Source organism: Shinella sp. CPCC 101442 (assembly GCF_024704725.1).
Classification (GTDB): domain Bacteria; phylum Pseudomonadota; class Alphaproteobacteria; order Rhizobiales; family Rhizobiaceae; genus Shinella.
This window is the reverse complement of sequence record NZ_JALIQS010000001.1, coordinates 528,160-540,827: the sequence shown is the minus strand read 5'-3', so window position 1 is coordinate 540,827 and position 12,668 is coordinate 528,160. Positions and strand designations below refer to the sequence as shown.

Here is a 12,668-nt window from a genome sequence, read left to right as displayed (position 1 = left end):
CGCCGCGCCATGACGTGCTCACGTCGCGTAAACCAAATCCTTACACCGAGCCACTAGCTTCTTGCGGATGGTGCAATGACCACACCGTATCCGTGTAGCGAGTAGCAAGCGTATGAGCATGCCTGACACCGCAGTTCAGCATTCCCCAGTGCCGGACGAGGCCCATTCCCGCAGGTCCCGCCAGGAGGTGGACTTCTGGATGAATTGCGTCGGCGCGCCGCTCGTGCTCATGGAAAAGCAGACATTGACGGTGCGCTATGCCAATGCGAATGCCGCAATCCTGTTTGGCCGCGGCCTTGAAGGGTTTGGCAACTGCTCGGTCGAGGAGCTTGTCGGCCCGGAAGCGACGCTGATGCTCGGCCAGATCTGGAGCGTGGCGCCGGTCGGTGTTCCCGGCGAGCCGTTCCTCATCCGCGCGCATGTGCAGGGGCAGGAGCGCATGCTCATGGTTCAGGTCACAAAGGTTGCCGTGGAAGGCGAGCTCCTGCGGCTCTTCACCTTCCTGGATGCACCGCCGCAAGGTTCCGTGACGCTTGCCGGCTGGCAGGAGAACGTCATTTCGCTGCTCAACTGGTTGCCTTTCGGCTTCGAGATATCGGGCACGGACGATCAGATCCAGTTTGCCAACTCCACGTTCAAGGCATTGTTCGGCTACTCGCAGGACGAAATTTCCAACATCGAGGACTGGTGGCGGCTTGCCTATCCCGACCCTGACTACCGCGAATTCGCCCGGACGCAATGGTACGATTCCATTGCCGTGGCCCGCGCGGAAAACCGCGAGATGACGCCCTTCGATCTTGATGTGGCGACGGCGAGCGGGGAAACGCGCACGATTCAGTTCCGTCATCGCACGATCGGAAATTTCAACGTCAACATGTATATCGACGTGACGCGTGAGCGCAGCTACGCCAAGGAACTAAAGGTTCTTGCGGACACGGACCCGCTGACCGGCGCAATGAACCGCCGCCGCTTCTTCGAGGAAGCCGATCGTATCCACGCGGATTGCCAGAAGAAGGGGACGCCTGTTGCCTTCCTGATGCTCGATATCGATCATTTCAAGACGATCAACGACCGTTATGGCCATGGCGTCGGCGACCAGGTTCTTATCGCGTTCACGCAGCGTTGCCGTGATATCCTCCAGCTGGAAGACCGGTTTGGCCGCATGGGCGGGGAGGAGTTCGCCGTGGTGCTGAAAAGGCCGGACTATGGTTCGGTTCACGAAGCCGCGGAGCGTCTGCGGGAGGTCGTGCGCACGCTCCCCATCGTCATCGATACGGATTCGCTCATGGTAACCGTCAGCGTCGGCGGTGCTGTCTGCGATCTCGCGGAAAGCGTCGGTTCGGTCATCTCCCGCGCAGACAACGCCCTCTACGACGCCAAGAAAGCCGGCCGGGATCGGGTCATCGTCCGCTGAGGCGTTTTACGCCCGGCGGTGTTTCGGGGAAACGCCGTAGGCCTTCTTGAAGGCCGTCGTGAAACTCGAAGGATTGCGATAGCCGGCAAGATAGGCGGCCTGCGAGATCGGGATGCCATCCCTCTCCAGTGCGGCACGCGCCGTCTCCAGCCGCTCCTGGCGGATGAAGTCCGACACGTTGGTGCCGAAATGCTCCTTGAAATGACGCTGGATCGAGGAGGTGCTGATGCCGACCTCGCGCGCGATGCGGTCGAGCGTCAGGTCCTCGCAGACATGGGCAAGGATGTAGTCGCGCACCTTTTCGCCCAGACGACGGCTGAGCGCCATCGGCTGATGGGCCGTTGCATCTTCTTCGACGAGGACCGAGCAGGCCTGGCACATGATGTCGAAGGCATGGGAATTGCGGTAGAGCGTCAGAAGCTCGCCCGCCATGGCGCCCGGGGGCTTCAGGATATGTTCGGCGATCTGCGAAAGATGCCGGTTCGGCGCGAAGCTGAAGGTCGCAAGATGGCGCGAGAAGAAGGCGCGCAGCTTCGGCATGCTGGTCGGCTGCGAGCGGATCAGGCGGTCGATCCAGGGCAGCGGCGCCGAAATCATCACCTTGCGCATCGGGGTCGCGGTTTCGTTGACGAATTGCAGTTTGCATCCGCGGGCTACGTTCAGCATGAACACGACCGGCTCCGGGCTGTCCGCGCCGCCCGCGTCGATGCGGAAATGCTCTCCATCCATCACGAAATGCTGCTGCCCCTGCAGGAGCACCATGATGAGGAACTTCGGCCAGACATCGTAGAGATTGTCGTCGGGCGTGCAGCTCGCCGGCCCGTCCATGGCGCCGACGAACAGGTGCTGGGGAATCTCTGGTTTGATCCTGATGTTCAAGACGCCGCCCTCTTGCATCGCCTTACCCGCGTGGAATGGCCTGTTGCCGCCTGCGCAAAGTTTTCTGACGCCTCAGCGAAAGTCTTTGCCGTCGACAGGTGAACCCAGCTACTGGCATAGTTGACTGCGTTAATCAAGTTTAATCGCCGGCCGCAAAGCCGGCCTTTGGCATGTGGGTTTGGGGATATGTTGGGCACTCTTTCGCCGTCCATGGGACGACGTCGCATCATGCTTTTGGCGGCAGCCAGCGTTCTGACGCTGAATGCGGCTGCGGCGCAGGATCAAAGCGCGGCTGCGGGCGACACCGCGCTGGAGGCCGTCGTGGTCGAGGGCGGCGCGGGTGAAAGGGGCGATGGCCCGGTTGGCGGCTATGTCGCCAGGAAAAGCCTGACCGGTACGAAGACGGATACGCCGATCGCCAAGACCCCGCAGACGATCGCAGTCGTCCCCAAGGAGCAGATCCAGAGCCAGAACGCGCTCTCCGTCGCCGAGTCCCTGCGCTATACGCCGGGTGTCGTCACCGAATATCGCGGTGCGTCCAATCTGCGCGACGAGATGTTCGTGCGCGGCTTCTACTACGTGCCCCGATATCTCGACGGCCTCTTCCTCGGCGGCGATCTCTCCTATGCCAAGATCGATCCCTATCTGCTGGAGCGCGTCGAGCTGATCTCCGGCCCGGCTTCGGTGCTCTACGGTCAGGCCAATCCGGGCGGCATCGTCAACATGGTCAGCAAGAAGCCGACCGACGAGCCGTTGCGCGAAGCGGAAATCTCCGTCGGTACGGACGGCTATCTCTCCGGTGGTTTCGACGTCAGCGATCGTTTCGATGATGCCTTCAGCTATCGCATCGCCGCAACCGGCCTGAAGCGCGATCTGCAGGAAGATTACGCAAAGCAGAGTTCCTTCGCCATTGCGCCCTCCATCACCTGGTCGCCCGACGAGGGCACCTCGGTGACGGTGCTCGGCGGTTACCAGAACGAGCCGGATGCCGGTTTCCGCAACTTCCTCGACGCTGCCGGCACGGTCGAGCCGATCCCCGGTTTCGGTTTCATTTCGCCCGATTTCTTCGTGTCCGACCCGGATTTCGAACGCGCCGAGCGCCAGCAGGCCTGGATCGGCTATGAGTTTAAGCACGAGATCAACGACAATCTGACCTTCCGCCAGAACGCACGCTACCACCGCACCGACTGGCTGCACCACACCCTCGTCTATGGTTGGCTTTCCGCCGATCCGGTGACCGGTAACAACACGATCCTCAACCGCAGCGCCCGCGGTGGCACGGACGACTGGAACCAGTTCACCATCGACAACCAGCTCGAGGCGAAATTCTCGACGGGGGCGGCGGAGCACACGCTGCTTGCCGGTGTCGACTACCAGTATCGCAAACGCGATTATCAGTGGGGCTCGGCTTCCGCGCCGACGCTCGATCTCACCGATCCGCAATATGGCGGCATCGACTATGACTCGATTGCGCTTGCGACGACCGACCTGACCGAGACGACCGCCCGTCAGGCTGGCGTCTATCTTCAGGATCAGGTGGAGATCGGCAATCTGAACCTGCTCGCCGGCATTCGATACGACCGGGCGGAGACGGAGATCGACGACCTCCTCGCCGGCACCAGCCAGTCCTACGACGATGGTGCGTTCACCTGGCGTACCGGTGCGCTCTATACGTTCGACAACGGCATCGCGCCCTATGTCAGCTACGCGACCTCCTTCGAGCCGGCGCTCTATTCGCCGCCGGCGGGTGATCCGGCCTTCAAGCCGACGACCGCAGACCAGTTTGAAGTGGGCGTGAAATATGCGCCGGAGGGAACGGGCCTGCTGCTGACGGCCGCCTATTACGACCTGACGCAGAACGACGTGGTCGATGGTGCCTGGGATCCGGTCGCCGGCAAGACGGTCTATTCGCAGATCGGCGAGATCCACAACCGCGGCATAGAGCTGTCGGCCCGGGCCGAGGTGACGGACAACCTCTCCCTCATCGCGGGCTATAGCTATATCGATAGCGTCGTGAAGGCCTCCGTCGACAGCAGCATCGTCGGCAAGACGCCGTCACGTGTTCCGCAGCATCAGGCCGCACTCTGGGCGACCTATACGGTGGATACCGGCGCGCTTGAGGGCCTGACGGTCGGCGGCGGCGTGCGCTACATGGGCTCGAGCTGGGGCAATGGCACCAATACGTTCAAGGTCGGCGCCGTCACCCTGTTCGATGCGATGGCCTCCTATGACTTCGGTGCGGCAAGCCCCGACCTGAAGGGCCTGTCCCTCCAGGTGAACGTCAAGAACATCGGTGACGAGCGCTATGTCGCCTCCTGCGCCAATGCCTATGCCTGCTTCTACGGCGAAGGCCGCAGCATCGTCGCGACGCTGAAGAAGCAATGGTAGTCTTGCGGACAGTCGGGCTGGGTTTCGTGGCCATGGTCCTGTCGATGACACCGGCACCTGCGGCGGAGACGCCCCAGGCCTTGTCGCTTGCCGTGGGCGCAGCGTTGGAAAACAAAGCCGAAGCGATTGGGACGGCGCAAGCCTTCGATCCCGGCGTTGCCCAGGGTTCCTACGTCAAGGGCCAGCTGCGTGTCGCCACGGGGCGTTTCGATCTCGATCTTGTGGATGCGTCCGGCCGGCACCTGCGACGGCTTGCCGACGGTGCCCGGGGCACGGTCGAATTCCAATTCATGGCCGAAACGCCGGATGACCGGCTCATCGTGACGGGGAGGGAGCCCGGAACCTATGCGCTGACACTCGATCGGCTGGTGACGCGCGCGGACCAGTTGCCAGCCGCGCCGACCTATCTCAGCCCGACGATTGCCGGCGTTGCCGAAACCGTTGCTGCCGGCAAGGCGACGGACGGCTTCTGGGCGATGGTCGAAGCGCAGGGCACGCCGCTTGTCGAGGCTGGCGAGGACGGCCGCAAGATCGTCACCTTCCTCGGTCGCGGCGCGCAACGCAACATCCGCCTGTTCGGCGCGCCGAGCGGGGACCATGAGGAGCTGCAGCAGCTTGCCGGTTCGCACATCTGGTTCAAGAGCTTCGACGTTCCCGATGGCACGCGGCTTTCCTACCAGCTTGCCTTCGACGTGCCCGACGTGCCGGGTACGGCGCGCGACCGGCGCATCGCCATCCTTGCAACGGCCAAGGCCGATCCGCTCAACCGCCACCCGTGGCCGGCCAAGGCGAGCGACGCCTACAATCAGGACAGCGTACTTGAACTCGAGGGTGCACCGCCGCAGCCGTGGCTTGCGGAAAACGGCAATCCCACCGGGACGCTGAAAACGCTTTCCATCGAAAGCGAGGTGCTCGGCAACCGCCGCGACATCACGATCTATCGCCCGGCCGGCTTCGACCCGGCGCGCAAGGACACGATCCTGCTCTTCGTCTTCGATGCCGACCAGTATCTGGAACGGGTGCCGGTGCCGCGCATGCTCGACAACATGATCGCCGCCGGTGCGGTGCCGCCTGTCGTCGCGGTCTTCGTCGCCAATCCCGACCGGGCGGCGCGGGCACGCGAACTGCCGGCCAATCCTGCCTTCGCCGATTTCATGGCGGTGGAGCTTTACCCGCTGGTCGTCAAGGAGACCGGGGTGGCCGTTTCGGCGGCGCGCACGGTGCTCGCGGGGTCGAGCTATGGCGGGCTTGCCGCGGCGACAGTCGCCATGCGTCACCCGGAGGTTTTCGGCAACGTTCTTTCCATGTCCGGCTCCTTCTGGTGGAGCCCGCCCGGCACGCCTGAAGACCGGAGGGAGCATGTGGCGGGGCTGATTGCCGCAGGCGGGGTACTGCCGCTGCGCTTCTTCCTCGCTGCCGGCCTTTTCGAGACCGGCGCCCACGGTACGGCCGGCATCCTCGATACAAGCCGGCACCTGCGGGACGTGCTGCAGGCCAAGGGCATTCCCGTCACCTACCGGGATTATGCCGGCGGGCACGACTATCTCGTCTGGCAGGGTGTCCTGCCGGATGGGTTGATCGCGCTCTTTGGCGGGGACCGGCCGTAGCGGCCGGCTTCCCTTGCCGGGAAAACATGAGTAAAGACGTTATGTTTTGATCGGAGCCCGAAAGGGTTGCGATTCTACGCTGAAAGGAAAGGCCATGCCCCAATCCTCCGCCTATCTCGAGACCGCGAACGGACCGAAATACCTGGTCCAGCTCTGCAAGCATTTCGCGCACAAGATCACGGTTTCCTACACGGAAACCCAAGGCGAATGTCAGTTCCCCTGCGGTACGGCGAGCCTCGAGGCGGACGCTCAGGGCCTGCGCATGGTCGTGACGTCTGTCGATGACGAGGGGCTTGGCCAGACGCAGTCGATCATCGAATCGCATCTCGCGCGCTTCGCTTTTCGCGAGACGTTCGAGACGCTCGACTGGCAGCGGCAGGACAAGGCCGCCTGATCGCGCGCCTTCCATCAGCCTACAGGTGATTCATGAAACATATCCATCGCATCGCAGCCGTCGCTGCCGCCTTCCTTTCCGCCTTTCCGGCAAGCGCCATGGACATCGTGACGGCCCGTGGGCCGGTCGAAATCGACGGCACACCCAAGACGGTGGCGGTCTATGACGTTGCCGCGATCGACACGCTGGTCCGCCTCGGCATCCGCCCCGCAGGCCTGCCGGACAAGCTCTACGTTCCCGAGCTGGAGCCGGTAAGGGAGGGTGCGACGCCGGTCGGCACGCTGTTCGAGCCGGATCTCGAAGCGCTGAGCGCGCTTGGTCCCGACCTCATCATCGTCGGCAGCCGTTCGGCCTCCAAGGCGGACGCGACGGCGAAGGTCGCGCCCACCATCGACATGACCATCGACGGCGACGACCTTTTCGACCAGGCCAAGCTGCGCCTTGCCGCCTATGGCGAACTCTTCGGCAAGCCGGCTGAAGCCAAGGCCGTCGCCGACGAACTCGACGCCAGGCTCGCCGCCGCGAAGGCCGCTGTCGCTGGCAAGGGCAAAGCGCTGATCGTCATGTCCAACGGCCCGAAAGTTTCGACCTATGGGCCGGGTTCGCGCTTCGGTTGGGTACATGCCGCGCTCGACCTGCCGGCAGCCGTCAACGAGATCGAGACGGCGACGCATGGCGAGGCCGTGTCGTTCGAATTCATCCGCCAGGCCAATCCCGACTGGCTGCTGGTTCTCGACCGCGCTGCCGCCGTGGGCTCGAACGAGCAGGCGGCCAGGGTAACGCTCGACAACGAGCTCGTCGCCGAGACGACAGCGTGGAAGAAAGGGCAGGTCGTCTACCTCCCGGCGCCGGATTTTTACATCGCGGCGGGCGGCGTACAGTCGCTTGAGCGTGTTCTGACGACGATCACGGAGGCCTTCGCCGCCGCGAAATGATTTCAGCCGTTTCCAAACCGTCTCTCTGGACAGGATTGATCGCGGGCCTCGGGCTCGCGGTCCTTTTTGTGTTGAGCCTCGCCGTCGGCGTCAGCCCGCTGCCCTTGAACAAGGTGCTGAGCGATCCCGAGGCGATGCAGCTCCTCGCCGTCAGCCGCCTGCCGCGCACGTTTGCCGCCGTGCTCTGCGGCGCGGGCCTTGCGATTGCCGGGCTCATCATGCAGACGCTTTCGCGCAACCGTTTCGTCGAGCCTGCGACGGCCGGCACGGCGCAAAGCGCTGAGCTCGGCATCCTTCTCGTCACGCTGCTCTTTCCCGCCGCAGCCCTTTGGGTGAAGACGCTGGTTGCGGGTGGAGCAGCACTGGTGGGCACGTCGGTCTTCCTCGCGACCGCCCATCGCCTGCCGCCCCAGCAGCCGTTCCTCGTGCCGCTGTTCGGCATCGTCTATGGCGGTGTCATCGGCGCAGTCGCGACCTTTGCCGCCTGGCAGGCGGACCTCCTGCAATTCCTGTCCGTCTGGACCAATGGCGAATTTTCCGGCGTTCTGCGCGGGCGCTACGAGCTCTTGTGGATCGCCGCCTTGATGGTCGCCGTCGCCTGGATCGTCGCAGACCGTCTGACGATCATGGCGCTTGGCCGCGAGGCGAGCATCGGGCTTGGCATCGATTATGCGCGCATGATGCAGATCGGCCTCGTCATTGTCTCCGTCATCACGGCGCTGGCCGTCGTCATCGTCGGCATGATCCCCTTTGTCGGCCTTGCCGTGCCCAATATCGTCTCCAGGCTGATGGGCGACAATGTACGCGGCACGCTCGGCTGGGTCGCGGCGGGCGGGGCAGGGCTGGTGCTGGCCTGCGACATTGCCGGGCGCCTCCTCCGCTACCCCTATGAAATTCCCGTCGGCACCGTCATGGGGGTGGTCGGCGGAGCGGTGTTCCTCTGGCTCCTGTTTCGGCGGGGCGGCCATGGCTGATCGTCGCCTCCACGGCCTTGGTCTCGCTGCGCTCGCCGCGGCCGCCGCCTTCCTCGCCATCGGCCTCAAGGGCAATATCGCCTTCGTGCTCGAACTGCGCCTGCTGAAGCTGGCCGCACTCGTGCAGGTCGGTGTCGCCATCGCCGTCTCGACGGTGATCTTCCAGACGGTGACCGGCAACCGCATCCTGACGCCCTCGATCATGGGGCTCGATGCGCTCTATCTTTTCGGCCAGATGCTGCTGGTCTTCCTGCTCGGCGGCGTCGGCTATGTGACGCTGGATCCGCAACTGAAGTTCGGCCTCGAAGTCGTGCTCCTGATGGGCCTCGCTTGCGCTCTCCTGTTGCCGATGCTGCGGAGCCGTCTCGATATGGGATTGATGCTGCTTGCCGGCGTGGTTTTCGGCGTTCTCTTCCGCAGCCTGCAGTCGCTGCTTGCACGCCTCATCGATCCCAACGAATTCGCCGTCGTACAATCGGCAAGCTTCGCCAATTTCAACGCCGTGCGCACGGATCTGCTGGTTTTCGCCGCTATCGTGACCGTTGTCGCTCTCATCATCGCCTGGCGGGCGCGGCATGTGCTCGATGTCATTTCGCTCGGCCCCGACGCGGCAATGGGCCTCGGCGTCAGCTGGGCGGGGACGGTGACTGGCCTTCTGCTGCTCGTCTCGGCGCTTGTCGCCGTCTCCACCGCGCTGGTCGGTCCGGTCGCCTTCTTCGGCCTGCTGGTCGCGGCCCTTGCCGAGCGCATCGTCAACAGCCGTCGCCACGCCGTGCTGCTGCCGGCCGCCGGCCTGACCGGCATCGTCGTGCTCGTCGGCGGGCAGACGCTGTTTCAGCACGCGCTCGGCAACGCGACGGCGCTCGGCGTCGTCATCGAATTCGTCGGCGGGCTGATCTTCCTCCTGCTGCTGGTCCTCGGGAGCCGCAAATGATCCGGATAGAAAACGTTTCCTTCAAGCACCGGGCGACGCCGATCCTCTCCGATATCAGCCTTGATATCCCGAAGGGCGGCGTCGTGGCGCTGATCGGCCCGAACGGCGCGGGCAAATCCACGCTTCTCTCGCTTGTCGCACGGCTTCAGCCGCTGCAGGCCGGCGTCATTTCGGTCGATGGCCTGCCGGTCGATACGACGCCGAGCCGGGACCTTGCCAAGGTCCTCGCCATCCTGCGGCAGGATACGACGATCGCAAGCCGCCTGCGCGTGCGCGAACTGGTCGGTTTCGGTCGTTTCCCGCACGGAAGGGGGCGGTTGACGCAAGAGGACGATGCCATCGTCGACGCCGCCGTCGCGCAGTTCGACCTCACAGATCTCTCCGACCGCTTCATCGAGACGCTTTCGGGCGGTCAGCGCCAGCGGGCGCTCGTCGCCATGGCCTTCGCCCAGGATACGGACTACCTGCTGCTCGACGAGCCCTTGAACAATCTCGACATGTACTATGCGCGCGCCCTGATGCGCTCGCTACGATCCGTCGCCGATGCCAACGGCAAGACCGTGGTCATCGTGCTGCACGATATCAACCAGGCGAGCGCCCATGCCGACCGGATCGTCGCGATGAAGAGCGGGCGGATCATCGCCGACGGCACGCCGGGCGAGATCCTCACGCCCGATATGCTTGACACCGTCTTCGGCTTCCGCATGCGCGTGGAGACGATCGAAGGCAAGCCGTTTGCGTTGCATCAGCTCTGATCGTCAGGGAAGATGTACGACAACTTGCCAGCCAAAAGGCCGGCGTGGCATGGTCCCCGATATGTGACGAATTCATAACGGATTTCTATGGGCCCATCTCATCGTTTCATGAGTTGATCTCCTCGCCGCTCTTGACTCGGCAAGGTTTCCCCTGACACATTCAGTTGTCAGACATCTTACATAAAGGGGATCCGAACTGACGGATCACAAGGAGGACCACATGAAAAAGCTCTTCATGCGACTGGCCGTAGGCGCCGCCTTCGTCGCTGCCGCCGTCTCGGCCCAGGCCGGCGAGACGCTTGACCGCGTCATGGAAAAGAAGGCGATGGTTGTCGCCACCAACAGCGGCTGGCCGCCCCAGAGCTATCTCGACGACAGCAACGAGATGGTCGGCTTCGATATCGACGTGTCGCGCGAGATCGCCAAGCGCCTCGGCGTCGAAGTCAGCTTCGAGACGCCGGATTGGGCGACCCTGACGGGTGGCCGCTGGCAGGGCCGTTATGACCTCGGCGTAGGCTCGGTCACGCCGACCAAGGCGCGCGCCCAGGTGATCGATTTCGTCGGCATCTACTATTACAGCCCCTATGTCTATGTCGTACACAAGGACAGCGACGCCAAGACGGTCGCGGACCTCAACGGCAAGGTGATCGGCGTCGAAACGGCGACGACCTCGGAAGACTTCATCAACCGCAAGCTGGAAATCGACGCGCCGGGCCTGCCGCCGATCGAATACAAGGTGGAGCCGGGCGAGGTTCGCACCTTCGCCGATTCCATGCTGCCCTTCGACGATCTGCGCCTCGGCCCCGGCGTTCGTCTCGACGCGGTGATCGCACCCGAGCAGACCGCGATGAACGCCATCAAGAACGGCTATCCGGTCAGGGCTCTCGAAGGCGAATATGCCTTCCGCGAACCGCTCGTCGTCATCGCCGAGAAGGTCGATCCGGAATGGACCGCCAAGGTCGGCGGCATCATCGAGGAAATGAAGAAGGACGGCACGCTGGGTGCGCTCACCACCAAGTGGTACGGCAAGGACTACAGCGCCGACTGATATTTTTGGCGCGGGTGATCTTTTCGCCCGCGCCGTTCTATTCGAGGGGGAGCAACGATGGCCTATCCGGACACCTATTACAAACGAACCATGGCGGACCAGACGGCGCGCCCGGCGCTTTCGGGCACGGTCGAATGCGACGCGGTCATCGTCGGCGGCGGCCTTGCCGGTCTTTCGACGGCGCTGCAGCTCGCGCGCGCCGGCAAGCGCGTCACGGTGCTGGAGGCCGAAAGCGTCGGTTTCGGGGCCTCCGGGCGCAATGGCGGTTTCGTCAGCCCCGGCTATGCGACGGGAGGAGACGACATTGCGCGCGTGACCGGCAAGGAGGCGGCGCGCAAGCTGCACCACCTCTCCATCGAAGGCATGGAATTCATCCGCGAGAACATCCGCGCACTCGGTATCGATGACGCGGCCCCCGAGGCGGGCATCATGAGCGTGCTGCGCTATGACGACGGCCCCAGCCTCAAGGCCTATGCGGAAGAGACCCGCCGCGAATACGGCTACGAGCTTGAATATATGGACCGCGACGCCGTGCGTTCGGTGCTGAAGTCCGAGCGCTATTTCCAGGCGCTGCGCAGTCCGAATGCCTTTCATATGCATCCGCTCAACTATCTGCGCGCCATCGCGGCAGAGATCGAGCGCTTCGGCGGTCGCATCTGCGAACAGTCGCCGGCCACATCTGTGGACGTTTCCGGCGCCGAGAAGCGCGTGAAGACCGCCGGTGGCGAGGTGAAGGCGCGCGATGTCGTCTTCACGACGGGCGGCTATACCGGAGGGCTGAACGGCAAGCTGAAGCGCTCCTACCTGCCGATCGCCACCTATGTGATGGTCAGCGAGGACGCGCCGGAACTGATCGCCACGGCGATCGCCACGAAGAGCGCCATCGGCGACAATCGCCGGGCCGGTGACTACTATCGCCTCGTCGATGGAGGCCGCCGCATCCTCTGGGGTGGGCGCATCACCACCCATGCCGCCTCCACGGCGGGCCTCGTCAAGGAATTGCGTGCCGAAATGGTCGGCACCTATCCGCAGCTTGCCGACCTCAGGACCGAGCTGGCCTGGTCCGGCCTCATGTCCTATGCCCGCCACCTGATGCCCCAGATCGGGCGCATGAGCCCCGGCGTCTGGTATTGCACCGCCTTCGGCGGCCACGGCCTCAACACGACGGCGATCGGCGGCAAGGTCATCGCCGAGGGCATTCTGGGCGAGACCGAACGCTACAAACTTTTCGAGCCCTTCGGCCTCGTCTGGGCAGGCGGTCTCGCAGGGCTTGCCGTGGCGCAGCTCACCTACTGGAAACTCCAGGCGCAGGACTGGTGGCGCGAGCGCGCGGCGTAAGT

Annotated in this window: 11 protein-coding genes; 10 read left to right on the top strand and 1 reads right to left on the bottom strand. The window is 64.0% G+C overall.

The window, feature by feature from the left end:
- The first annotated feature begins 118 nt into the window (after positions 1–118).
- Positions 119–1,414: a GGDEF domain-containing protein gene (locus MUO32_RS02515; RefSeq protein ID WP_257946651.1), complete on the top strand. Its 1,296-nt coding sequence runs from the start codon at positions 119–121 to the stop codon at positions 1,412–1,414.
- Between the two features lie 6 nt (positions 1,415–1,420).
- Here the strand turns inward: MUO32_RS02515 and MUO32_RS02510 are convergent, their stop codons facing one another.
- A complete protein-coding gene (locus MUO32_RS02510) occupies positions 1,421–2,293 on the bottom strand; it encodes an AraC family transcriptional regulator (protein ID WP_257946650.1) in 873 nt (290 codons plus the stop codon).
- Between the two features lie 228 nt (positions 2,294–2,521).
- Here MUO32_RS02510 and MUO32_RS02505 point away from each other — a divergent pair, with 228 nt between their 5' ends.
- From MUO32_RS02505 to MUO32_RS02465, 9 genes are all read left to right on the top strand, one after another.
- Positions 2,522–4,681: a TonB-dependent siderophore receptor gene (locus tag MUO32_RS02505; RefSeq protein WP_257946649.1), complete on the top strand. Its 2,160-nt coding sequence runs from the start codon at positions 2,522–2,524 to the stop codon at positions 4,679–4,681.
- Positions 4,675–6,288, top strand: coding sequence for an alpha/beta hydrolase-fold protein (locus MUO32_RS02500; RefSeq protein ID WP_257946648.1), 1,614 nt, complete (start codon positions 4,675–4,677; stop codon positions 6,286–6,288). The genes MUO32_RS02505 and MUO32_RS02500 overlap by 7 nt, the downstream gene beginning before the upstream one ends.
- 94 nt (positions 6,289–6,382) lie before the next feature.
- Positions 6,383–6,682 (top strand): DUF2218 domain-containing protein, encoded by a 300-nt coding sequence (locus MUO32_RS02495; RefSeq protein ID WP_257946647.1) that lies wholly within the window; start codon positions 6,383–6,385, stop codon positions 6,680–6,682.
- A 32-nt stretch (positions 6,683–6,714) separates the two neighbouring features.
- On the top strand, positions 6,715–7,617 hold the full coding sequence (locus MUO32_RS02490; RefSeq protein ID WP_257946646.1) for a siderophore ABC transporter substrate-binding protein: 903 nt from the start codon (positions 6,715–6,717) through the stop codon (positions 7,615–7,617).
- A complete protein-coding gene (locus MUO32_RS02485; RefSeq protein WP_257946645.1) occupies positions 7,614–8,591 on the top strand; it encodes an ABC transporter permease in 978 nt (325 codons plus the stop codon). The genes MUO32_RS02490 and MUO32_RS02485 overlap by 4 nt, the downstream gene beginning before the upstream one ends.
- Positions 8,584–9,525: an iron chelate uptake ABC transporter family permease subunit gene (locus tag MUO32_RS02480; RefSeq protein WP_257946644.1), complete on the top strand. Its 942-nt coding sequence runs from the start codon at positions 8,584–8,586 to the stop codon at positions 9,523–9,525. The genes MUO32_RS02485 and MUO32_RS02480 overlap by 8 nt, the downstream gene beginning before the upstream one ends.
- Positions 9,522–10,280, top strand: coding sequence for an ABC transporter ATP-binding protein (locus MUO32_RS02475; protein WP_257946643.1), 759 nt, complete (start codon positions 9,522–9,524; stop codon positions 10,278–10,280). Before MUO32_RS02480 ends, MUO32_RS02475 begins: the two co-directional genes overlap by 4 nt.
- Before the next feature lie 220 nt (positions 10,281–10,500).
- A complete protein-coding gene (locus MUO32_RS02470; protein WP_257946642.1) occupies positions 10,501–11,328 on the top strand; it encodes a transporter substrate-binding domain-containing protein in 828 nt (275 codons plus the stop codon).
- Positions 11,329–11,385: 57 nt separating this feature from the next.
- Positions 11,386–12,666, top strand: coding sequence for an FAD-binding oxidoreductase (locus MUO32_RS02465; protein WP_257946641.1), 1,281 nt, complete (start codon positions 11,386–11,388; stop codon positions 12,664–12,666).
- Positions 12,667–12,668: the final 2 nt, after the last annotated feature.